Annotated in this window: 16 protein-coding genes; 8 read left to right on the plus strand and 8 right to left on the minus strand. The window is 63.1% G+C overall.

The annotated features are described in order from the left end of the window. Nucleotides 1–88 precede the first annotated feature (88 nt). Complete coding sequence (locus NXS98_RS16315) at nt 89–3,451, plus strand: S41 family peptidase (RefSeq protein ID WP_283846117.1); 3,363 nt, start codon at nt 89–91, stop codon at nt 3,449–3,451. Nucleotides 3,452–3,461: 10 nt separating this feature from the next. On the opposite strand, the gene gltX is transcribed toward NXS98_RS16315, so the two are convergent. Beyond that, the gene (gene gltX / locus NXS98_RS16320) at nt 3,462–4,808 is read right to left on the minus strand and encodes a glutamate--tRNA ligase (RefSeq protein ID WP_283846118.1); all 1,347 of its coding nucleotides are present in this window, start codon (nt 4,806–4,808) and stop codon (nt 3,462–3,464) included. A gap of 273 nt (nt 4,809–5,081) precedes the next feature. On the opposite strand from gltX, the gene NXS98_RS16325 reads away from it, so the two are divergent. After that, nucleotides 5,082–6,503, plus strand: a complete 1,422-nt coding sequence (locus NXS98_RS16325) for a Gfo/Idh/MocA family protein (RefSeq protein WP_283846119.1) — start codon at nt 5,082–5,084, stop codon at nt 6,501–6,503. Nucleotides 6,504–6,592: 89 nt separating this feature from the next. On the opposite strand, the gene NXS98_RS16330 is transcribed toward NXS98_RS16325, so the two are convergent. Together NXS98_RS16330 and NXS98_RS16335 are read right to left on the minus strand one after the other, a co-directional pair. Beyond that, entirely contained in the window at nt 6,593–7,750 is a 1,158-nt protein-coding gene (locus NXS98_RS16330; protein WP_283846120.1) for a glycoside hydrolase family 5 protein, read from the minus strand. A gap of 148 nt (nt 7,751–7,898) precedes the next feature. Beyond that, nucleotides 7,899–10,259, minus strand: coding sequence for a hypothetical protein (locus NXS98_RS16335; RefSeq protein WP_283846121.1), 2,361 nt, complete (start codon nt 10,257–10,259; stop codon nt 7,899–7,901). On the opposite strand from NXS98_RS16335, the gene NXS98_RS16340 reads away from it, so the two are divergent. From NXS98_RS16340 to NXS98_RS16365, 6 genes are all read left to right on the plus strand, one after another. Continuing rightward, the gene (locus tag NXS98_RS16340) at nt 10,234–10,581 is read left to right on the plus strand and encodes a hypothetical protein (protein WP_283846122.1); all 348 of its coding nucleotides are present in this window, start codon (nt 10,234–10,236) and stop codon (nt 10,579–10,581) included. The two genes, NXS98_RS16335 and NXS98_RS16340, sit on opposite strands and share 26 nt — an antisense overlap. Before the next feature lie 92 nt (nt 10,582–10,673). Then, nucleotides 10,674–10,973, plus strand: coding sequence for a FeoA family protein (locus NXS98_RS16345; RefSeq protein ID WP_283846124.1), 300 nt, complete (start codon nt 10,674–10,676; stop codon nt 10,971–10,973). Nucleotides 10,974–11,007: 34 nt separating this feature from the next. Further along, nucleotides 11,008–11,253: a FeoA family protein gene (locus NXS98_RS16350; RefSeq protein ID WP_283846125.1), complete on the plus strand. Its 246-nt coding sequence runs from the start codon at nt 11,008–11,010 to the stop codon at nt 11,251–11,253. A 7-nt stretch (nt 11,254–11,260) separates the two neighbouring features. Next, nucleotides 11,261–13,564, plus strand: a complete 2,304-nt coding sequence (gene feoB / locus NXS98_RS16355) for a ferrous iron transport protein B (RefSeq protein WP_283846126.1) — start codon at nt 11,261–11,263, stop codon at nt 13,562–13,564. A gap of 179 nt (nt 13,565–13,743) precedes the next feature. Beyond that, entirely contained in the window at nt 13,744–15,303 is a 1,560-nt protein-coding gene (locus NXS98_RS16360) for a glycosyltransferase (RefSeq protein ID WP_283846127.1), read from the plus strand. After that, nucleotides 15,285–16,019, plus strand: coding sequence for an HAD family hydrolase (locus tag NXS98_RS16365; protein WP_283846128.1), 735 nt, complete (start codon nt 15,285–15,287; stop codon nt 16,017–16,019). Before NXS98_RS16360 ends, NXS98_RS16365 begins: the two co-directional genes overlap by 19 nt. Before the next feature lie 60 nt (nt 16,020–16,079). Here the strand turns inward: NXS98_RS16365 and addA are convergent, their stop codons facing one another. The 5 genes from addA to NXS98_RS16390 form a co-directional block, all read right to left on the minus strand. Continuing rightward, nucleotides 16,080–19,763 carry a helicase-exonuclease AddAB subunit AddA gene (gene addA, locus NXS98_RS16370; RefSeq protein WP_283846129.1) on the minus strand — a complete coding sequence of 1,228 codons (3,684 nt, stop codon included), beginning with the start codon at nt 19,761–19,763 and terminating at the stop codon, nt 16,080–16,082. Nucleotides 19,764–19,775: 12 nt separating this feature from the next. Next, the gene (locus NXS98_RS16375; protein WP_283846131.1) at nt 19,776–21,269 is read right to left on the minus strand and encodes a DNA recombination protein RmuC; all 1,494 of its coding nucleotides are present in this window, start codon (nt 21,267–21,269) and stop codon (nt 19,776–19,778) included. 146 nt (nt 21,270–21,415) lie between these two features. After that, nucleotides 21,416–21,829 carry an EVE domain-containing protein gene (locus NXS98_RS16380; RefSeq protein WP_283846132.1) on the minus strand — a complete coding sequence of 138 codons (414 nt, stop codon included), beginning with the start codon at nt 21,827–21,829 and terminating at the stop codon, nt 21,416–21,418. Between the two features lie 53 nt (nt 21,830–21,882). Further along, nucleotides 21,883–23,187 (minus strand): MFS transporter, encoded by a 1,305-nt coding sequence (locus NXS98_RS16385; RefSeq protein WP_283846133.1) that lies wholly within the window; start codon nt 23,185–23,187, stop codon nt 21,883–21,885. 6 nt (nt 23,188–23,193) lie between these two features. Next, the gene (locus tag NXS98_RS16390) at nt 23,194–23,934 is read right to left on the minus strand and encodes a 3-keto-disaccharide hydrolase (protein WP_283846135.1); all 741 of its coding nucleotides are present in this window, start codon (nt 23,932–23,934) and stop codon (nt 23,194–23,196) included. Between the last annotated feature and the right edge of the window lie 151 nt (nt 23,935–24,085).

The raw sequence follows: 24,085 nt of genomic DNA on the forward strand, positions 1-24,085 counted from the left end.
TGGCTAAGCGCCAGCGACTTGAAGGCGCCGGGAGGATTGCCCCCATCTCCGACTTGCTGCTCGCCACCGCGTCGGCTAACCTGCCTCTATGAACTCGCTGTTATCGCCTCCCGTTCAAGCTGTCGCTTTACTTTTTTCTGCCTTGATTGGGAGCCTGCCCGGTCCCAGCCCGCTCCGTGCCGCCGATTCCCCAGCCATGCCCGCCGCCATTCACGCCGGCCTCATGCGCTATGCCGATGTTTCCGCCACCCAAATCGTTTTCGTTTATGGCGGCGACATCTGGCTGGCCCCCAAGTCCGGCGGCGTTGCCGTCAAACTCAGCTCGCCCCCCGGAGAGGAAATGTTTCCCAAGTTCTCTCCGGACGGCACCCAAATCGCCTTCAGCGCCAATTACGACGGCAACACCGATATTTACATCGTGCCCGTCACCGGCGGCCTGCCGCGGCGGCTCACCCATCACGGCGCGGCCGACCGCGTCATCGAGTGGTATCCCGATGGCCGCTCCCTCCTTTACGCCACCATGATGACCAGTTACAAAGACCGCTTCAACCAGCTCTACCGCATTCCCGTCACGGGCGGTTTGCCCGAAAAACTGCCCGTGCCCTACGGTGAGTTTGCCGCGCTCTCGCCGGATGCCAAAATCCTGGCCTATACCCCCATCAGCGTGGATTTCCGCACCTGGAAACGCTACCGCGGCGGCATGAATCCCGACATCTGGCTCTTTGACCTGGAAAAAAACACCGCCCGCAACCTCACCCGCCACGACGCCAACGATTCCCTCCCCATGTGGCGCGGGGATACCTTGTATTTCCTCTCCAACCGCGATGCGCACGGGCGCGACAACCTCTGGGCCTACGACACCAGAAAGGAGCGCTTCCGCCAGCTCACCGCCTTCCAGGATTACGACGTGAAATTCCCCAGCATCGGCCCCGCCGACATCGTCTTCGAATGCGGCGGAAAATTGTACTTGCTGGACCTGGCCACCGAAAAATACCAGGAGGTCAAGATTCAAGTCGTCACCGATCAGAGCACCCTCAAACCGCGGCTGGAAAATGTCTCAGGTTACATCCACAACGCCGCCGTTTCCCCCTCCGGCAAACGGGTAATTTTCGAGGCCCGCGGCGATGTGTTCAGCGCGCCGGCCGAAAATGGCGTCGTGCGCAATCTCACGCGCACCTCGGGCGTCGCGGAGCGTTACCCCGCCTGGTCCCCGGATGGCCGCTGGCTGGCTTATTTTAGTGACCGCACCGGCGAATATGAGCTGACCCTTCGCCCCGCCGACGGCACCGGCGAGGAGCAAACCCTCACCTCCCTGGGCCCAGGCTACCGCTACCGGCCCCAGTGGTCCCCCGACAGCCAGAAAATCGTCTGGATTGACCAGGCCATGAAAATCTGGCTGTACGATTTTGCGCAAAAACAAACCCGCATGATTGACCGCCAGAAATGGCGTTATCATGGCGCCCTGCATGCCTTCACCGTGAGCTGGTCCCCTGACAGCCGCTGGCTGGCCTACGACGCCGACAAGGACAACCGCCAAAGCTGCATCGTCCTTTATGACACCGACAAGCAGCAGCGCCACGAAGTCACCAGCGGCTTTTACGATGACCGCGAGCCGGTCTTTGACCCCGACGGCAAATACCTCTACCTCCGCACCGGCCGCCAGTTCGCGCCCATGTACAGCGAGCTGGATAATTCCTGGGTCTACGCCAACACCTGGCGCCTGGCTGCCGTCCCCCTGCGCCGCGACGTGCCTTCTCCCCTCGCTCCACGCAACGACGAGGAACCCGTCAAAAAGGAGGACGCGAAGGAGGAACCCGCCAAAACCGACACCGCCAAAACCCCCGAAAAATCCGGCGACAAACCTGCCGAAAAACCTGCCCCCGCCGCCACGGACAAAAAACCCAAACCAGTCACCATTGATTTGGAGGGCTTTGAAGAGCGCATGGTGCTCCTGCCGCCCAAGGCCGGGCGTTATGCCGATTTGTGCGCCACCTCCGGCAAGCTCATTTACCGCGTCCTGCCCCGCACCGGCTCCGACGCCACCGCCTCCCCCGCCGAGTTCTACGATTTGGAGAAGCGCGACACAAAGCGCATCCTGGACGACGCCGATGACCTCCAGCTCTCCGCCAATCGCGAAAAACTCCTGGTGCGCAAAGACCGCACCTACGCCATCATCGAACCCAAGGAAAACCAAAACCTCAACAAAAAGGTGGACACCTCCGGATTCGAGGCCCTGATAGACCCTCCCGCCGAATGGCGCCAAATCTTCATGGATGCCTGGCGTATCGAGCGCGATTACTTCTACGACCCCAACCTTCACGGCGTGGACTGGCAGGCCATGCGCGAACGTTACGGCAAAATGCTCAACGATTGCGTGACCCGCTGGGACGTGAACTACCTCATCGGCGAACTGATTGCCGAGTTGAACGCCTCCCACACCTACCGCAGCGGCGGCGATGTCCAGCGCACCCCCGAACGCGGCGTGGGCTACCTCGGCTGCGATTTCAGCTTCGAAAACGGCGCCTACCGCATCAAGAAAATCATCCGCGCCGCGCCCTGGGACACCGAAGTCACCTCACCCCTCTTGCGCCCGGGCTTGACCAATGTGCAGGAGGGCGATTACTTGCTGGCCGTCAACGGCCAGCCCCTCGACCCCGCGCAGGACCCCTGGGCGGCCTTCCAGGGCCTCGCGGACAAACCGGTGCTCCTGACTGTCAATGACCGCCCCGAACTTAAAGGCGCACGCGAAGTCCTCGTCCACACCCTCGCCAGCGAGGCCCGCTTGCGCCACCTCGCCTGGATTAATGAAAACCGCCTCAAAGTCGAACGCCTCAGCCAGGGCCGCATCGGCTATGTGTACGTTCCCGACACCGGCGTCCACGGCCAGACCGAGCTGGTGCGCCAGTTCCGCGCCCAAATTACCAAAGATGCCCTCATCATTGATGAACGCTTCAACAGCGGCGGCCAGATTCCGGACCGCTTCATCGAGTTGCTCTCCCGCAAGCGCGAAAATTACTGGGGCGTGCGCGATGGGCTGGACTGGCCCTGGCCCCCGGTCTCGCACACCGGCCCCAAGGCCATGCTCATCAATGGCTGGAGCGGCTCGGGCGGCGATTGCTTCCCCTATTACTTCAAGCAGGCGGGCCTCGGGCCGTTGATTGGCATGCGCACCTGGGGCGGCCTCATCGGCATGACCGGCACGCCGGCCCTGGTGGACAATGGCAGCGTCACCGCCCCCACCTTTGGCATCTACAACCTCAAGGGCGAGTGGATTATCGAAGGCTACGGCGTGGACCCGGACATCGAAGTCGTGGATGACCCCGCCCGTATGGCCCAGGGCGGCGACCCCCAACTGGAGCGGGCCGTGGACGAGCTGCTCAAGGCCCTCAAGAAAAATCCGCCCACGCCCGTCAAGCGCCCCAAATACCCCAACCGCGCCGGCAAATCCTGAAACCGGGCGCTCAGCCCATCCGCTCCAGGGCGCGGTCCAGGCGCTGCAACACCCGTTCTTTGCCCAGCACCTCCAGCAGGTGATACAGGCTGGGGCCGGCCGTCCGCCCCGTGCAGGCCAGGCGTGTGGGATGCACCAGCACCCCCGCCTTCACCCCGAGCTCGGCTGCCAGTTTTTTCAAGGTGGCCTCCAGCGTCGCTGCGTCAAAGGTGTCCAGTTGGGCAAAGGCTTCACGCAGCCGCGCCAGCCGCGGGCGGTTTTCCGGCGTGAACTCCTTTTGCGCGGCCTCCGGCTCGTAGCTCAATGCCTCCGTGAAATAAAATCCCGCAAACGCCGGCAGCTCCGCAAACAAATCTATCTTCTCTTTGCACGTGTCCAGCGCTGCTTTCACATACGGCAGCGGATAACGGTTGGTGTCAATCCCGGCATGGGCCAGCGCATGCACGGCCAGCTCGTAATACCGGTCCGGCGCCATGCGCGTGATGTACTCGCCATTCATCCAGACCAGTTTTTGGTAATCAAACCGGGCGTTGTGCCGCAACACCTGGGGCAGGTCAAACCGCTCAATCAGCTCTTCCCGGCTCATGATTTCCCGGTTGTCCTTGGGCGACCATCCCAGCAGGCACAGGTAGTTCACCACCGCTTCAGGCGCAAACCCCTCGGCCTGATACGTCGTCAGGCTGGCGCCCTTGTCCCGCTTGCTCATCTTCGAGCCGTCCTGATTCAGGATGAGCGGAATGTGCGCGTATTTGGGCGGCGTGACCCCGAACGCCCGGAACAGCGCCAGATGCTTGGAGGTGTTGCTGATGTGGTCCTCGCCGCGAATGACATGAGTGATTTGCATGTCAATATCGTCCACCACGTTCACCAGGTGAAACACCGGCTGCCCATCCGACCGCACAATCACAAAATCCGGGTCCAATTCCTCGCGGTCCGTCAGTTGCCGCTTGATTTCCCCCACCACCAAATCCTCAATAATCACCGGCTCGCGGCTCATCTTGAACTTGATGGCGCCATCCTTTTCGTAAGCGTGGCCCGCCCGCAACAAATCCTGCACCCGGTCCATGTACAGCTCGCGCCGCTGGCTCTGAAAATACGGGCCGTAATCGCCCCGGCAGGGTCCGGTGGCCTCCGGCGTCAGCGGCCCCTCATCCCAGTCCAGCCCCAGCCAGTGCAAACCGTCCAGGATTACCCTGACCGCCTCCTCCGTATTCCGCGCCGCATCGGTGTCCTCAATGCGCAGGATGAACTTTCCCCCATGATGCCGCGCAAACAGCCAGTTGAACAATGCCGTCCGGGCGCCCCCAATATGCAGGTAACCTGTCGGACTCGGCGCAAATCGCACACGCACTTTCATGCCTGGACTTTACCCCCGCGCACGCCCGGCGAAAAGCAGGAAGTCAGCCGGCCCTAACTTCCGCAAAGCGCGAGCGGGGGAGGGGAGGGCCAGGCCATTGCATGGTTGCCCAAACCCAGGGAGCCAGGCCGCGTTGTCGGACGCGCAGGGGGCACGGCGTGCGCCGGCGAATGTTGGCAGGTCCGAAAGATGCCAGATTGACGGGCAGCGGCAGGCCGCTTGTTCAGTTTCGGACTTGAAAAACTGGATGGGCCCGACACACTACGCCCTACTATGAACAATAAGTCCAAACCTCGCCCTTCACTTTCACGCCGCCATTTTTTGCGGACGGCCGCCGTCACCACCGCCGCCTTTTCCCTGGTCCCCCGCCACGTCCTGGGCGGACCGCGTTTTGTGCCCCCCAGTGAGAAGGTCAACATCGCCCTGGTGGGCGCCGGTGGCCAGGGCCGTACCAACGCCCGCAGTCTCTTCCAACAGGAGGATGCCCAGATTATCGCCATTGCCGACCCGGCCGAATACTGGGAATTGAAGCGCTTTTATTACGGCGGCGTGGGCGGACGCAAGCCCGTCAAGGAGGAGATTGAAAAGCATTACGCCCAAAAGACCCCCAACTTCAAGTGCGCCGAATACGAGGATTTCCGCGTGATGCTGGAAAAGGAAAAGGCCATTGACGCCATCCTCTGTGCCACACCGGACCACCTGCACGCCTATGTCAGCATCCTCGCCATGAAAATGGGCAAGCACGTCTATTGCGAAAAGCCCTTGACCCACAACATCTGGGAAGCTCGCATGATGGCCAAAGTCGCCCGCGAAACCGGCGTGGCCACCCAGATGGGCAATCAGGGACACTCCGATGAAGGCATCCGCTCCACCTGCGAATGGATTTGGGACGGCGCCATCGGGGAAATTCGCGAAGTCTGCGCCTGGACCGGCGCCGGCAAATGGATGAAAGAAAGCGGCCGGCCCTCCTCCCAGGACCCCGTCCCCAAGGGACTCAACTGGGATTTATGGCTCGGCCCGCGCGAGCCGCGCCCTTACCACAACAGCTACGCCCCGGTCTCTTGGCGCTCTTATTGGGATTTCGGTACCGCTGCCATTGGCGACATGGCCTGCCATAATCTGGACCCGGCTTTCATGGCGCTGGATTTGGCCGTGCCCGCCAGCGTCGAAGGTACCGCCTTCGGACTCGATGAGTACACCTGTTACGAATGCGGCATGTTCACCTACAAATACCCCGCCCGCGGCCAGTTCCCGCCGCTGGTGGTGCGCTGGTTTGACGGCGGCCTGTACCCCCCGCGGCCCGATGAATTGGAAGAAGGCGAGCAGATGGGCGCCAACAACAACGGCATCTACTTCGTGGGCACCAAAGGCGTCATCATCTGCCCCGGCTGGGCCGGCAACCCGCGCATCTGGCCTGATTCCTTGATGCAGGCCTACAAACGCCCCCCCAAAAAAATCAAGCGCGTCAAGGGTCATCACCGCGACTGGCTCGACGCCTGCAAGGGTGGCGAACCGGCCAGCGCCAACTTCGAGTACGGCGCCAAACTCACCGAAGTCGTCCTCCTGGGCACGGTGGCCCTGCGCACCCGCAAGAAGATTTATTGGGATGCCGCCAACATGAAGGCCACCAATGCGCCCGAGGCCGACCGCTTCCTCAAGGGCACCTACCGCAAGGGATGGGAACTGCCGGTCTAATCCCCCAATAAAATCGCATGAGGACGGGCGGCCCCAGGCCCCCGTCCTTTTTTTGGTTCCGACCACCCCCAAAGCGTCAGCCCGGCGGCTCAGGCGAGTTTCAAGCCCAGCGCCTCAGCCACCACGGTGTCCACCACCGGCTTGCCCTCCACCCAGCGGCGATTCAGGCCAAAGCCTTCATCCCAGCCCCACACCGCCCACCCAATGCGGTTTTCGGCCAGCACCTGCCCGAAGTCCCGGAACCAATTCGCCCGATGCTCCGGCTTGGCGTGGGGCGGAAAGACCCCAAACTCGCCGCAGTAGAGCGGCACCCCATTCCGCGCCCCCCACTCAATGCCTTCCTTGAACCGCGCCGCCAGCCGCTCCTTGTTCCAGCGTTGGCGGCCATAGTTTTCCAGCATCCGCTGCGAAGAGGGGCGGTCCGCCAGCGCCGGCAGCAGCGGCGCCACCGCTTCCGGACTCGAAGGATAGGGCACCTGCCGCAGTGGTTTGACATCCTCACCCGCCCACGTGGCCCCCTGATGGGTGAAGGGAAACGGGTCGTAGCAGTGAAACGAGTAAATGACGTTTTTATCCGGCAGCAGCTTCAGCTTCCGCAAACCATCAATGCCGCCCCAATTCGGCCCCGAAGTCATGATGGTATGCTCCGGCGCGCTGGCGCGAATCGCCTCGGCCAGCCGTGCATTCAGCCCATTCCATTCCTCCTCCCGCCGGTCAAACACCGGCTCGTTGATGATTTCCAGGATGGTCCAATCAGGGTCAAACGCCTTCAACCGCGCTGCCAGCGCCGACCAAAACTTGACGAACGCATTTTGCCACTCGGGATTCACCTCCGCCGCCCGGTCTTCATTGTGAATATCCACCACCACTGCAAGCTGGGCTTTGTGAAAACGGCGAATGGCAGCTTCCAGTTGCGCCCCGCGTTCTTCCAGAATCGCGCCGGTGGTCTGCTCCATGATTACCCGCGGCGCCACGCACAGCCGCACATGCTTCAAGCCCATTCGCGCCATCAATGCCGCCTCGCCCTCCCCAATGTAATTCTGGAAATGCTCCGGCGTGTTGCGCGCCGGAAAGCGAAACCAACGGCAGACGTTGGCGCCGGTGGCCAGGCGCTGAAGCCGGACGGCGGGCACCCCTGCGGGGGCCGCCGCCCCTTGCAACCAGGGACGCCAGGCCAGCAAACCTCCGGCGAGCAGAGCGGATTGCCGCAGAAACACGCGGCGTGGCGAGGTGTATTGACTTTTCATGGCCTCGTTTTAGCCGATGCGCCCACAGCCGCAAAGCCTTTTCGCTGGCAGCCCCCGCCCAAACCTCACCCCCGGGACAGGCGCGCCGCAAATGTGGGGCCGGGCGTGCCCATCCTGCGCGGGATGGCTTCTTCGCATCCTTTCCTTACTAATCGTAGCTTAAAGTCGCCGAAGCGGTCAGGGCGGTTTGTGGCACCAGGCGCACCCAGTAAGCCCCAAAGGCGAGGGGGAACTCGAAACGGAGGGACTTCCCTGCCGGTGCTTCCACCTCGAATACTTTGGCCCACTGTCCGTTGCCGGCGATATCAGCCTCAATGCGAAAACGTGCAGCCGTCTGGCTGGAGTGGGTAATCACCAGGGTCTTGCGGTCAAAACCGGTCATCAGGCAGGCATCACTGGCTTCCCCGGCGGCCAGGTCTTTTTTGCGCCACACGTCCAGGGTGCCGCGAGGTTTGCCCAGGAACCAAAGGTCGTCCACTACGCCCACCCACAGGGCGCATTGGCCATCGGCACTGCGCACGATGTGCGGGCCGCTGGCCGCTGGGACCACCCCGCTCAGCACCAGCAGGCCGCGATAACTGGCAAAATCCAGGATGCGGCAGTTGTGCGTGGCAATGGGGCGCAGTTTCGGGAAGCCTCCCGCGTTTTCGGCAGGCATCTCATAGAATATGCCGGCCACGTTCAGCAGATTGCGCTCAGTACAAACCTCACGGCAGACCCGCTCTGGCCCCAGCGGCCCGGGCATGGACATGGCGGGGTCGCCGACCGGCAGCCGCCAGCGGCGCCCGGTGGCATCGGTGTAAATGGCCGCCCCTTCCTCCATCCGGATGAGCGGCGGCGCCAGGGCCACCGCTTTGGCCGTCCAGGCCGCGCCGGCGGGGTCATTGGTGCGCGTCAGGCGCAGCTCGCCATCCAGGTCATAGACCCCCACTTCCCCTTGGGCAGTGCGCGCCAAAAAGCGCAAAGTGCGGTGGTCTTCCCCACGGGCGTGCAGCAAACCGCCGGAGCATCGCATGTCATGTGGCCGGGCCAGCCCATCAAATCGCGCATCCGCCCGAGCCGGGCGCCGGTCCTCCCCACGACCATGGAAAAACGCCGTGAGTCGAGTGGCATTACCGGTCGGGCGCAGCCGCATCCATACCCCCGGCTCATCATCAAGAAATAGACAAATCCCCTCACCGGGTGGGACCACCAGTCTCTGGCCCTGATGCCATTGGCCACTGCCGTCAAGGTCCCATTCCACTTCCAGCGTCAGTTCTTGCGTCCCGCCGTGGTGCAAAAACAACATGCGGTGTTTGAAGCCGGCCAGCAGATACGGCTCGCTCGTGGTGCCGGCCGGTACGTCGTCGTCCAACCACACCGCTCCCCGTCCCAAAGGCGGCCCGAAGTGGTCCAGTTCCTCCGGGCGGACGAACCACAAGTTGGATTGAGATTTGCCCGGCGCCGCAAGGTTGCCTTTGAGCGGATGCCGGTTGAGAAACTCGCTGCGGGCGGTGTCGTCACACCCCATGACAATCCGGTCACCCCATCGGCAAAAATCGCCAATGACCTTGAGGTAGGTGGAGCGGGGGGTCAACCCGGCGCTTCGGCGGTGGGAAAAGGTTTTGGGGAAACGCCAGAAACTGCCGTGCATCGTCATGAGCAGCGCGTCCTCCCCGATGTCCCGGATGCGTGGCCACTCGGTGTTCCAACCGTGCGCCCCGTCATAGGTGTGGCTGGCTTTGGGCAGGCGCCAGGCCTGCCAGCGGCCGTCTTCCAGGGTCATCAGGATGAGCGAGCGGTGGTCCCACCCAATGCTCCATAGGCGGTCGTCCCCGGCAGGATTACCTTCCAGACCGCCAGGGCCGGTGACTTCGGTGAATTGATTCCGGCGCACCACGGTCCATGCCGGCGCTTTGCCGTCCCACTCGGCCAGACAACCGCTGGGGACCTCCGGACGCCGCTGAGCTTCGGCGCCATGCTCGCCGTTGTTGGCGTAAACGTAGCGCCCTTGGGCGGAGTAAAAGCCCTTCCCATGGTAACCGGGCAGGTTGGCATGGCGGCCCGCTTGCCGCTGTTCGTCAGCCCAGAGTTCCGTCACGGTCAAGGTCTGCACATCCACTTCATAAATCCCCTCTTCCATCGTGGCATAGACCACCTTCCGGGCCGGTTCAGTGAGGTGCCGCGCCACACCGGTGTGCCGGCCAAACATGCGAGAATAGGGGATGACGCGCACCTGCCCGCGGGCGTCAATCGCATACGGCCCAATAAAAAGTTGCTGCGACTCGCGATGAATGAAACGGTTGGCCGGCGTCCCCCCAATGCTTTCCGGCCGGATGACGGCTTGCAAGTCAGGGGTGATTTCGTACAGCTTGTCCGTGCTCCCTTGCGGCTTGTGCGGCGCGTAGGTCACCACCCATAAACGTCCGGCCCAAGGCACCACCGCCCCCACCCCGCATTCATCCTCTTCATTAAACATGCACAGGTGCGGATAGATGCCGGAAATGACCACCGGGGCCGCCGCCGGCATCAACCCGGCCCCAAAAAGAAAACAGAAAAGGCAAAACAACCCGCACCACCTGGACTTCTTCGTGAAGGCTAAACTGTGCATAGGGCGCTCCTTATCCAATCCCTACATGCTGGGGCCGGTCAAGCGATTTGCGCGCCGCGGACGCCCCGCAGGCGCACTCCTTCCGCGCCAGGCGAGGGCGGTGTTGGTCAAGGCGAACCACGAGGAGATGGTCATGTTTCTTTCCGTCGGCTTCTCCTCGCTGGCTTGGGACACATTTGCTCTAAGGGGGGTATGGTGTGGCCATCAACACGCCGAAGTCTTGCTCGGCCGCCGGCTGTGATGGGGAAAAACTTGCCCCAAGTCAAATCGGACGAAAAATATCCTGTTTCTTCACTTGAAACTCAGTCTCAATTGGTCTATGGTGTCCTCGCTGTGAGCAAAAAACCACATCTGGTGGTGCGCGAGTGGAAAGATTGTCCTCATCCGGACGTCTGTCCGCTGGCGCACTGTTTGGCGGGGACCTCCGCGCGCATCAAGCGGCTTTCACTCACGCCGGAGGTGGCCGAACGCTTGCGCGAGATGGGGGTTTTTGAGGAGCAGGAGGTGCGGTTGGTGCTCAAGGGTAACAATTTGATTTGCAAGGTGTGCAATGCCCGCGTGGGCATCAGCAAGCGGCTGGCGGAGCAAATTTTGGTGAAACCGTTGAACGGGGCGGGCAAAGCGGCCAGTTAACCGCTTCCGGGAAATCCTCCGCGCGAAAGGATCCATGCCTGCCGCCCGTGCGTTAACTTCCCTCAGTCCCGGTCAAACGGCCGTGGTCACCGAAATTCACCTGGCCGGCGAGGAACGCTCCCGCTTGCTGGAACTGGGGCTGGTGCCCGGCACGGTGGTCGAGCTGGTCCGCTTTGCCCCGCTGGGGGACCCGGTGGAAATCAAGGTCCGCGGCTATCATTTGACCTTGCGCCGGCATGAAGCCGAACAGGTGCGCGTGGAGACACCGGCGGCGGGTTGAAGGGGCCATGGCGCACACGACTTCCAAAACCTCGGCGTCCGCGCCCGTTTATGTGGCTTTGACCGGCAACCCCAATTGCGGCAAAACCACCGTCTTCAACGCCCTCACCGGCTTGCGCGCCAAGATTGGGAATTACGCGGGCGTCACCGTGGAGCGCAAAGAGGGCCGGTTGCGCGGCCTGCCGCCGGGACGGGACATCATCCTGCTGGATTTGCCCGGCACTTACAGCCTCAGCCCCAAGTCCCAGGACGAACGCATTGCGCGGGATGTGCTCCTCCATCGGCTGCCGGACGTGCCCGCGCCGCGGGTCATCGTGGTGGTGGTGGACGCCTCCAATTTGCAGCGGCATCTCTACTATACCACCCAAGTCATTGAACTGGGCCGCCCTGTCATCGTGGCTTTGAACATGATGGACGTGGCGGAGCAGAACGGCATGCAGGTGAATGCCCAAGCCCTGGCCGCCGAGCTGGGCGTGCCGGTGGTGCCCATGGTGGCCAGCGCCGGCAAAGGCGTGCCCGAGCTGCGGGCGCGAATCATGGAGGCCGTTTACCACGACTCGCTCCCACGGCCGGCCGGGCCGCTGGTGGAGCTGCCCGCCCAAGTCAAGGAGGCGCTGGCCCCCCTGGCAGAAGCCGCCTGCCGCCTGCCAGAATGGGATGGGGCGGTGGCCCCGGAGACCGCGGCGCTCTTATGGCTGTGCGATGATGACTCGCGCGAAGCCGGCGCGGCAGCGCCCGCAGCCATTCAACCGCTGCTGCGGCAGACCCGCCAGAAACTCGAAGATGCCTGGCCCGACTGGCGCGGCCGCTTGATTGAGCTGCGCTATGCGCGGGTGGCGGAACTGGCCGGCCAGGCCGTCCGCCAGGCCGAGACCCCCCGCGAAACTTTCAGTGACCGCCTGGACCGCATTGTCACCCACCGGGTATGGGGGCTGGTGATTTTCTTCGGGCTGATGGCGCTGCTATTCCAGAGCATTTTCGTATTCGCGCGCGTGCCCATGGACTGGATTGCGGGTTTGTTTGATGCGGCAGGGGCATGGGTCCAGGGGCTGATGCCGCCGGGGCCTTTGAATGAACTCCTGGTCCAGGGCGTCATCGGCGGCGTGGGGGCGGTGGTGGTGTTTTTGCCGCAAATCCTGTTTTTGTTTTTGTTCATCTGCCTGTTGGAGGACACCGGTTACATGGCGCGCGCGGCCTTCATCATGGACAGCCTCATGAGCAAGGTGGGACTCCATGGCAAGAGCTTCATCCCCATGTTGTCCTCCTTTGCCTGCGCCATCCCGGGCATCATGGCCACCCGCACCATTGAAAGCCCCAAAGACCGCCTGGTCACCATTCTGATTGCCCCGCTGATGAGCTGCTCGGCGCGGCTGCCGGTGTACACCGTGCTCATTGGCGCGTGCATCCCGGAGAAGCGGCTGGCGGGCCTCTTCAACCTGCAAGGCCTGGCCTTGATGGGGGCCTATCTGCTGGGGGTGATTTCCGCGCTGGCCATGGCGTGGATTTTCAAAAAGACCTTGTTGCAGGCGACCACCCCCCTCCTCATCCTCGAGCTGCCCCCCTACAAACGCCCCGTCTTCACCGTGGTCCTGCGCCACATGTGGGACCGCTCCAAATTGTTTTTGACCCAGGCCGGCACCATTATTCTGAGCATCAACATCCTGCTCTGGTTCCTGGCCACCTACCCCAAAAACGCGGACGTCGAAAACCGCCTCGCCCAGCAACAACGGGCCGTGATGACCAACGCCCTGCCGCACCTCGCCGGCGCCCCCGCCGCCCAGGCCGAGCGGGAATGGCAGCAATGGCTCCAAACGCCCTCCCCGGAAAAAGAACCATGGCTGGCGCAGCTCCATGCCCTCGAAGCCGAGGCCCAGGCGGCCCGCCTCCACCATAGTTTCGCGGGACGGCTCGGGCGAGCCATTGAGCCGGTCATTGCTCCGTTGGGATTTGATTGGAAAATTGGCATCGGCATCCTGGCCTCCTTTGCGGCACGGGAGGTTTTTGTGAGCACCATGAGCGTGGTCTATAACGTGGGCGGCGCCGCAGATGACGCTGCGGCCACCGCCAGTCTGGCCAAGGTGATGCAGCAACAAAAGCGTCCGGACGGCACCCCCATGTACACCACCCTCACCGGCATCACCTTGATGGTGTTTTACGTGTACGCCCTCCAATGTGCCAGCACCGTGGCCATTGTACGGCGCGAAACCAACTCCTGGAAATGGCCTGCGTTTCAATGGCTCTACCTGGGCCTGCTGGCCTGGACCGTATCATTTCTGGTTTACCAGACCGGCCGCTGGCTGGGCTGGGGTTGACCTCAGCCGCAGGAAACGGAGCCGGCTGGCCATGCCGCCTGCGCCTGCCCTTGCCCTGCACCAGGAGCGGGGCAGGGGAGCCGCCGGGCCGAGCATGACTCCCCAGCCGCCCGCGCCCCGGCCCCCACCCTTGTTTTTCGTTTGGCGGCAGCGCGCCGGAGGCCCATGATAGGACCACAGTGCGCTTAATCATTGTCCATTACCATTTCCGCCCCGGAGGTGTGCGCCGGGTGATTGAACTGGGAACCCCTTGGGTGGCGGCGGCCGTGGGCGCGGACGAAATCCTGCTGGCGGGCGGTGAACCGCCGGAAACCGCATGGCTCGAGCATTTTCAGGCGCACTTGGGAAAAAGGCGCGTGCGGACGGCCGCCTGCGCCGCGGCCGGGTATTGGGCGGAAATCAGGAAAAACCCTGCCGCCGCGGCCCGGGACGTGGAGCGATTTTGCGCAAGCTGGGCGCCGGACGCAGCGCGGGGGGAGTCGGTGGTTTGGGCGCATAATCAGGGGTTGGGGCGCAATTTGCTGCTCACCCAGGCCCTGGCCCAAACTTGCGCCGCGCACCAGTTCCCCCTCTTTTTGCATCACCACGATTGGTGGTTTGACAATCGCTGGCAACGCTGGCCGGAAATGCGCGCCTCAGGTTTCCGCACCCTGGAGCAGGTCGCGCGCGTGATTTTTCCCCTCCTTCCCCTCGCGCGCCATCTGGCCATCAACCATGCCGACGCCGCCGTCTTGCAAAAACATTTTCCCGGCCAGAGCGGATGGCTGCCCAATTTGTCGGAGCCAGACGATTGGCCCACAGAGCGGGAGGCGCGGCAGGCCCGCCAATGGCTGCGGCGCCAGTTGGGCGACGGCGGGCCCGTGTGGTTGATGCCTTGCCGGTTGCTCCGCCGCAAAAACCTGGCGGAAGCACTGCTCCTGCAACGCTGGCTGCGGCCGGAGGCGTGGCTGGCGACCACCGGCGCCCTCAGTTCTGCCGATGAGCGGTCCTATGCCCGCCGCCTGGCCGCGGCCGCCCAACGCCACGGCTGGCGCTTGCGGCTGAGCCTCCTCCAGGGACCCGAGCGGGGCAAACCCAGCGTCCCGGCCCTGCTGGCCGCCAGCGAGGCCATGGTGCTGACCTCCTTGCAGGAGGGCTTCGGCCTGCCCTTCCTCGAGGCCGCCCAGGCCGGCAAACCGTTGCTCGCGCGCGCTCTGCCCAACATTGCGCCGGACCTCGCCCGCTTTGGCCTGATATTCCCGCAATATTACGATGAAATATGGGTGCCCCCCACCTTGTTTGATGCCCCGGCCGAAGCCCGGCGGCAGCAGCAATTGTATCGCCAATGGAAAGCCCTGATGCCCGCGCCCTGCCGCGCCATGACCCCGCCCCCGCCCCTGCTCGCCCACGGCGGCGCGCCCGCTGCCACCCCCTTCAGCCGGCTCACCCTGACGGCGCAACTGGAGGTGCTCAGTCACCCGCCGGAGGAATCCTGGGCGGCCTGCGTGGGATTAAATCCCTTTTTGCGCATCTGGCGCGAGCTCGCGCAGGCCGGACAGTTGCGGCCCTGCACCTGGCCGCGCTCGGCCGCGCGCTGGTTGAGCGGGGCCGCCTACCAACGCCACTTCACTCAAAGTCTGCGCCAGCCGGCCCCGGCTCCCGCCGCCCCAGCTCAGGCCGTCGCGGCGCAACTGGACTTCATGCGAGCGAAACTGGCCTCGGAAAACCTTTACCCCTTGCTGTGGAGCACTGCCTGGTGAAACCGCGCGCCGTCATCCTGGATGTGTACGAAACCCTCCTCATGGTGGGGCCGCCCCCGCCCGACGCCGAAAACCAATGGCTGGCTTTGTGGGGCCAGTTTTTCCGCCAGCCGCCGCCCTTGAGTCTGGCCGAGTTTGGCCTGACCTGCGAGCGGTGGATTCGTGAAGAACATGCCCAGGCGCACGTGCGCGGCATTCCGTTTCCCGAGGTGTACTGGCCGCGCATCGCCTGCCTGACCGCGCCCGACCTCGCGGCGCTGGAACCAGCGGCATTGGAGGCATTTTTGCTGGCGCAGGCGCGCATCTGGCATCAAGTGTGCCTGGCCGAGGGCGCGGCCGAAACCCTCCGCTGGTTGCGCGGGCAGGGGTTGTATCTGGGCATCGCCTCCAACGCGCAGGCTTACACCGTGGCCGAATTGAACGATGCCCTGCAACACGTGGGGCTTGACCTTTCCCTCTTTCATCCGCGGCTGCAATTCTGGTCTTTTGAACATGGCTTCAGCAAACCTGACCCCCATGTATTCCGCCTCTTGCAGGCGCGCTTGTGGGCGCTGGATGTCGTGCCGGAAGCGGTTTTGATGGTGGGCGACAGCCTCGAGAATGACATTCAACCCGCCCGCGAACAGGGCTGGCAGACGTGGCATCTGGGAGACCGCGGCACAGGGGCGGATGGCCGATGGCCACAATTGCACCAGGCTTTGGCTGGCGCGCCCTGACCCCGAATGAGACTTGCCCCCCGCTCCCGCCCCACCCCCGAAGTGCGCGCCCACCAGACGTTATTCCGTGCCGGCTTGTGCGATGGGTACAACTGTGCTCGTCACGCCGGGGACCAGAAAGTGCAGATACAAACGAACCACCGGCCGGTGGTAAATGCGGCTTAAAGCCAGGCCGTAGAGCCGCACTTGCGGCGCGTAAAACTCGGCGCGCTCAGCCACCTTTTCCATTGTAATATGGTCAGTTTTGTAATCCAGTACCCACAACTCATTTTCCAAAAGCACCATCAAATCGGCCACGCCCTGCACCACCACAAACTCCTCCTCTCCCAGCTTCCCCGGCGTGGCCAGACCGGCGGCTTGCAAATCCGCGGCCGTAAACCGGGCGGTGAACGGTATTTCACGATGAACGTGGGCGCGGTGCGCGCGAATCTGCACGCCCAGTTCCGAAGTCCAGAACGCCAATAACCTTTCCAGTTGCAACTGGCCTGCTTCCGCTGGTGCCAGCAGCCCTTGCTGCACCATGAGCTGCGCTTGGGCCTGAAAATGCTCAAGTGAAGGCTCGCTGCCCAAATCCAGTTGTTCGAGAAATAAATGATGCAGTGCGCCCGCTTGCATGCCGCGCTTCTGGTCAGACCATTTGCCCTGCCCGAAAAGGTGCGGATAGGCTTGGGGCAAAACCTGGGCCTCCGCCGGCCCCTCGGCTTCGAGCATCGCCCGATGCCGCAAGGCCGACACATGGGTTTTGGCGGGTTCGAGCGTGGCCGCATGTGCCCTGTATTTCCACTCCCGCAAACTTTTCCAATGGCCCACCCAAATGTCCGCTTGCCCTCTCGCCGCCTCCTTTTCCGGGGGCGGCCCTTGGTCCGCCGCCGGCGGCTTCCACGTGGCCAGGTCTTCCGCTCGATGAATTTGCCAGCGCACCAATCCATTGCAGCCGTTGCTTATCTCCGGTTTTTTCCGGTCGTCCTCGGGAAGGTTGGCCAGCCACCATCTGCCCACCCACTCCAGCGCGCTTTGAGCGTTTGCCACGGCCCTGGCGCTCGCCGGCAGGGCCGCCTGCTGCCGCCAGCGCTTCATCTGTGCCGGCGAGGCGGTGCCGGTGAGCACCAGCAGGTCACACGCGCGGGTCATCGCCACATACAGCAACCGCAGCTCTTCCCCCATCATCTCCATCCGCTGGCGATGCTGGGCCAGCCGCCGCAGGAGCGAGGGATAGGCCGGGCGGCCAGGGGGATGCACCCGCGGACACAAACCCAGCTCCTCGTCCCACATGATTTCTTCCTGGGTAAAATTGAATCGCATCCCCAATTGGGCCAGCACGACAATCGGAAACTCCAGTCCTTTGCTTTGATGAATGCTCATCAGCCGCACGCAATTCTCCGCCACCGCCTGCGGCGATTCCAAACGCAAATCCAGCTCCGCATAGGATTCCAGGTATTGCAGAAAGCGATGCAGCCCCTGGCGCTGGAGATTGTCAAAATGCCGGGCTACGTGAAGCAGATGTTGCACGTTGGCATGCCGTTGGGCGCCCTCCGGCTGCGTCTGGCACCACACATCGTAATGCGTTTCGGTCAAGATGGTTTCCAGACACGTGACCAGCGCGCCGCGTCGCGCCAGCTCCCGCCAACGTTGGTACTGCTCGACAAATTGCTTGACCCGCCTCGCGGGCGAATCTTCCCCATCGGCCGCGCCGTCTGCCTCCAGCCAGCGTTGCAGGGCAATCCACAAACAGCTCTTCTGGCTGGCCAGACGGATGCGCGCCAGGTCATCCAGCTTTAACCCCACCAGCGGCGAGCGCAACACCGCCACCAGCGGCAGGTCCTGCCGGGGGTTATCCAGCAGCCGCAGCAAATTCACCAAATCCTGCACTTCCTGGGACTCCAGGAAATTTTGCAACTCCGCCCGCAGCGGGATGCCGGCCCGCTGGCACTCCTGGACAAATGCCTCCGCCCGCCCGCGCGGCGCGCGCAGCAGGATGACCATGTCCCGCCAGTCGGCTGGAACAAATTGTTTTTCCTGCCGCCGCCAGACCCGATGGCGGCCCTTGAGCTCCAACAATTTTCGCGCCACCAGCCGCGCCTCAATTTTCAGTTCATCCGCATCCACCGGCGCGCTCGCCTCTTCATTTTCCGCGGCCGAGTCCTGCGCGTTTTCCTCCGGCTGCGCGGCGTTGCTGGCTTCCGCGGGCTGACCCGGCAGGATGAGGTGCAGCTCCACTCGCCGACTGTCCTTGCCGTCGTTCTGGCGGCTGAACTGGCTCCGTTCCGCGGCCGCGCCAAATTGCAAGTGAGCGGCCTTGTCATATTCAACCCCCCCCACCTGCCTGACCATCAGCCCCGTGAAAAAGTGATTCACGTAAACCAGAATGCCTTCATGGCTCCGGAAATTTTCATTCAAGTGCAGCACCTGACTGTGCGGCAGCCGGGCCCACTGGTGGGCGTAGTCTTGGAAGATTTTGGGGTCGGCGCCCCGGAACCGGTAGATGCTCTGTTTGACATCGCCCACCAGAAACCGGTTGGCCCGCTCCCCCTCCCGGGATAGTGCGCGAATTATGGCGTCCTGGGCGGGGTTGATGTCCTGGTATTCGTCCACCAGCACCACATCAAACCGCTCGCGCCACTCCCGGGCAATGGCCGAAGGATCGCCACCCGGCTCGTAGAGAAGCCGCAGCGCAAATTGCTCGAAATCATTAAAGTCCAGCGCGCCCCGCTGGCGTTTGGCCTGGGCGTAACCCTCCTCAAACTCCCGCACCAGCTCCAGGAACGTCTTGAGCCAGGGACGAACAATGTGCCAGTCCTCATCCAGGGGAGAACCAGAATCTCCCTTGAGGTACCCCAGGAATTGTTGGGCTTCCTGCAAGAATTTTTTTATGGGCTCTCGTCCGGCTGTGGCTTGTCTGGAGGGCCAGTTCTCCGTGGTATTGCGCGCTACTATGCCCTGCAAACACTCAATGACACTTTGCAGGGAATCCAGTTGCTCCGGCACCAATGCAGCGAATTCCTGCGCATACTTTATGGTTTCCTCCTTGATTTTAGCTTCGCCCGCATAATGCTCTTTGTTGAGGCATTTCAAAAATTCGCGCCACTCTTGCGCCCAGGAGGTGAACGCAGCCGGCAGTTTTTGCTCCCAATCCTGCGGCTCCGGACTCCCCAGCAAACCCAATTGCTGCTCCATCCACTGCTTGGGGTCTGGAAGGATTCGCCAGCGCCGATGCAAATCCAAAAGCCAGTCCCGCACGCGGCGCTCGCCATCCGTCCCCAGCGTTTTCAACCACGCCCGCGCGCCGGTTTGCGCCGAAGCCGCCGCCAGATGCCTGTCCCACAGCGCCTCCAGCACCTCCTCCTGCAACAGCCGGGCTTGCGTGGGATCCAGCACCGAGGCTTGCGGATCCAGCTTTAACTCCAGGAAATGGCGCCGCACCAGCTCCAGGTTGAAGCTGTGCAGTGTCCGGATGTGGGCCGTGTCCAGCAACGCCAGTTGCAGTTGCGCCTGCTCCCGCTCTTGCTCCTGCTGGCTGCGTTCCCACAAAGCCTGGCGGATGCGCTCGCGCATTTCGGTGGCCGCCGCGTCGGTGAAGGTCACCATGAGCACACGGTCCAGCGAGGTGCGGCGTTGCGCTTCAAACAACCAGTACAGACAGCGCGCCACCAGCGTGCTGGTTTTGCCCGTGCCGGCGCCCGCCATGAGCAGCACATTGCCTTGCGCCTTGACGGCGGCTGCTTGTTGGGAAGTCAGAGAAGGCATGGCGCCGGCAATCTACTTTTTCTCCGCGGATGAAGCAGCCAGAATCTCCCGCACCTGCTCGACCGGCTCGGGCTTGGGCAATTCTTTTTCCGGCGGCGCCGCTCCCAATTCCCGCAGTTTCTCACCTTGCGGCAGCACGCGGGAATTATAACTCCCCAGCGCCTTGTTGTAGGCCTCGGCGGCTTTTCCCAAACCTGCGCCCAACTCTTCAAAGTGGGAGAAAAAGGTGGTAACCCGTTTGAACAATTCCGCGGCCGCCTCGGCAATTTTCTGCGCATTCTGGCTTTGATTGTAATACTGCCAGCTTACGGAGACCGCGCGGAGCAGCGCGATGAGCGAGGCGGGGGTGGCCAGCAGGATTTTCTGGCTGGCGGCAAAGCGGAGCAAATCCTGGTCCCCTTCCAGCGCTGCGCTGAAAAGAGACTCGGCCGGCAGAAACAACACCACATAATCCAGCGAGCGCTCGAAGACGGCCGGATAATTGCGGCGGGCCAGGTCGCGAATGGTCTGCTTGAGTTTGTTGGCGTGCTCCTCCATCAGCTCCTTGCGCCGCTGGGGGTCGGCTTCATCCAAGGCCTGCAGAAAATCCAGCTCCGGCACCTTGGCATCCACAATGATGACGCGGTCCCCAGGCAATTTAACCAACAAATCCGGGCGCTGGCCTTCGACCCCTACCTGCACCTCGAAGTCACAATGCACGCTCATGCCGGCGGCCTCAACCACCCGCCGCAGGGTTTCCTCCCCCCACCGGCCGCGGGCCTGCGAGCTTTTGAGCACCTGCCGGAATTGCTGGGTTTCCTGGGCCAGCGCCGCACTTTGCTGGCTGAGGGATTCAACTTGGGCTTTGACCTCGCCGAGCACCTTGCTTTGGAGGGTCTCGGCTTGTTGCAGGCGCTGTTGATACTGTTGCAACGACTCCTGCAGCGGTTTGAGCAGCCCGGCAATGGCCTCCTGCCGCTGCGCCAGCTCCCCTTTGGCCGCCTCCTGAAAACTTTTCAACGTCTCGGTGGCCAGCCGCAAAAATTCCGGCTGCGTTGCCTGCAAAGCCTCAAGGCTCAAGGCCTTGAACTTGTCCGACAAATCCTGCAGCGCTTTGGCGTGATTCTGCCGCAGCTCTTCCATGGCCTGTTGGTGCGTGGCAGCCTGGCGTTCCTGCAGCTCCCGCGCGGCCCGCAAATCGGCCTGCGCGGCCGCCAGTTCACGGGCTGTTATCTGTTGCTCATCGCGGAGGCGAGCGGCTTCCTCGCGGGCCTGGTCGCGCTGTTGTTTGGCTTCCAACGCCTCCCGTTCGCAGGCCTGGGCACGGGCTTCGGCGGCGGCCTGGGTTTGGCCGGCGTTTCCAAGTTGGGAGCGCAGTTGATTCAGCTCGGCCTCGCGCTGGGCCACTTGCTGGCGCAGTTCCTGCAACAGTGCGGTGTCAGAAGGAGCGGCCCGTCGCCCGCCCACCAGCCAGCCCACGACAAGCCCCACGGCGGCGCCCACGAGAAGGTAGATGAGGGGTTCCATAACTTGCCGCTCACTCTAGACTGGAGTGGGCGCGCGCTCAAGGGAAAAGCCAGCCCGCCCCTTTCCAACTTTTTCACGGCCAGACTGCCGCCGGCGGAGGCGTCCCCAATGCCCACCCCCGGAAGCCTGGACCAGGCAGTCCCGCCCTACACCCCTCCCAGTTCCTTCAACCGGCGGGCTTGGGCCGCACTGACGGGGCAGACGGACAGACGCGATTGCCGCACCAGCGGCAGCTCCTGGAGCACGGCATCCGCCTTGATTTGGGCCAGACTCACCCGCTGCGCCAGCGGCTTTACCGGCGCCAGGTCCACACACACCCAGTCTCCTTCCGTGGCCGTGGGGTCCGGGTACGCCGTCCGCGTGACCCGCGCCACTCCCACCACGCAGCGCGCCTCGCCACTGTGATAATAGAAAACTTCATCCCCCGCCTGCATCGCCCGCAGATAATTCCGCGCCTGATAATTGCGAATGCCCGTCCAGGCCGTCCCTCCCTCGCGCGCGAATTGCTCCCACGGATAATCCGCCGGCTCTTGTTTGACCAACCAATACTGTTTGCCCATGACCTCAAATTAACTCGCCGGCGAGGCTTTGCAACGCCGCCCGCCCCTGCGCTTCACGCCCCGCTTTCCGCGCCCGCGGCCGGCTGCTCATCGGCAGGCTCATGCAGGAAGAGCGTCACGACCATGGGCGCCAAAAAAAGCATCCCCACCGCCATCAAGGTCACCCGAAAATCCGCCGTGGCCGTTTGCGCCCCAAACACAATGATCGCCACCGCGCTGGCCAGCCGGCCAATGTTGTAACAAAAACCCGCCCCTGTCGTGCGCAGCAGCGTCGGAAACAGCGGCGGCAAGAACATCGTGTACAACCCAAACAAACCGCTCCAAAAACCAATCGCCGGCAGCCAGAATCCCGTCAGCCACCGATAATCCCACTCCCGCCCGAACGCGCCAATAAACGTGGCCACAAAACCGGCGCTCATCAGCGCAATGGCCCGCCGGTACCCCAGCCGCCGCGCCAGCGCCCCCGCCACAAAATTGCCCAGAATGGAAATGCCGATAATCCAGAAAAACGTCTGCGCCACCAGCCCGCGCTTGGCCTCCATCGTCCACTCCCGCAACTGCGCCAGATTCATCACGTGATGCTGCTGCCAGAACATGAACGCCCACCACCCCGAAAGACCCGTGGCGCACACCACAATGGTCAGCAGGGTGATGCGCCGCACCTCTCCCCGAAACAAATCCCGCACCCCCGGCGCCTTTTCCCTTTTTGCCCTCGCGGACTGCCGCGCCGAGGCCCATTCCTCCGGCTCCGGCACATGCCGGCGAATCCACAACACAATGAACGCCGGCAACACCCCCACCAGAAAAACCCACCGCGGATTGATGCCCTTCATCAGAAACGCCGTCAGACACGCCAGCAACACCCCCAGATTCACCCCCGTTTGCAGCACCGCCGCAATCCACGGCCGCCACCGTTTCGGCCACGTCTCCGAAAGCAGCGCTGAACCCACCGCCCATTCCCCCCCAATCCCCAGCGCCGAAATAAAACGGAAAATCATCAGATGCCACCACGTCTGCGCCACCGCCGACAGCCCCGTGAACAGCGCATAGGTCAAAATCGTCAGGCACAACGCCCGGCTCCGGCCCAGCAAATCCCCAATCCGCCCAAACAATCCCCCGCCCAACGCCCACCCCACCATGAAGGCCGCCTGAATGTACGAGCCTTTTTCCTTGACCTCGGGCGCGTCACTGGCGGCGGCATGCACCAGCGCCATCACAAACGGCGTGGCCACCAGCGTGAACAGGTGCATGTCCAGCCCGTCGAAAAACCACCCCAGCCACGCCGCAATCCCGCTGCGCCATTGCTGCGGCGAGAGGTCCCGCAGCCGCCGCGCTTCCCTGGTGGCCGGAGGTTGCACCCGCTTTTAATCTAGTTTGAGCGCTTTGAGGGTAATCTTCCGAAACGCCACCGGCCCGTGGTCCCCCTGCAACATCAACGGCCCCGTCGGCGCCTCCGGCACGTGCTCAAAGGTGGCCGCCCGCGTCGGTCCCGTCACCTCCACATTCTCATGCACCACCTGCCCATTGTGCACCACCTTCACGAACCGCGCGTTTTGCACCTTCTTGCCGCTCGCATCAAATCGCGGCGCGCGGAATATCACCTCAAACGTCTGCCATTCTCCCGGCGGTTTGCTGGCGTTGACCCGTGGCGCGTGCCCCTCATAACCCTTGTTGTCCTTCCACCGCTCATAAATGCCCCCGCAGTCCGAGTGCTTGGGCTCCTTCACCCCCCAGCTATCCAGAATCTGCACCTCGTACCGCCCCATGAAATACACCCCGCTGTTGGAGTTCTTGGGCACGCAAAACTCAATGTGCGCCGCCACATCCCCGTGCTCCAGCACGCTCAGCAAATCGCTGGTCCGCTCGTTGCGCCCATTGACCAGCACGCCCGCGCCGTCGGTAAAAACAAATTGCCGTGGGTCGGCGGGCGAAAGCTGCACCGCCTGCACCACCTGCCATTTGCCGTGCGGCTCACGCCAGCCGCTCAGGTCCCGTCCGTTGAACACTTCCACCGCGTCCGGCCGGCAGGCCGCCAGCAATACCAGCGCCGGCAACCACAGCACGCCCCGGTGCAAGCCCCAAACTGCCCTGTGCCAGAGTTTCATATCAGGATTCGGGGCCTTAAGATGCGCCACTCCTCGCCCCTTGGCAATCCTGCATTTAACCTGGGACAGATTTGGACACATCCTGCTTTATATAGGCTTGGGCCTGCCAGCCATGCCTCGGGAATCGAAGGCCATAAAAAGAAATCGGACA

The sequence above is a fragment of the Fontisphaera persica genome (assembly GCF_024832785.1).
GTDB classification, from domain to species: Bacteria; Verrucomicrobiota; Verrucomicrobiia; order Limisphaerales; family Fontisphaeraceae; genus Fontisphaera; species Fontisphaera persica.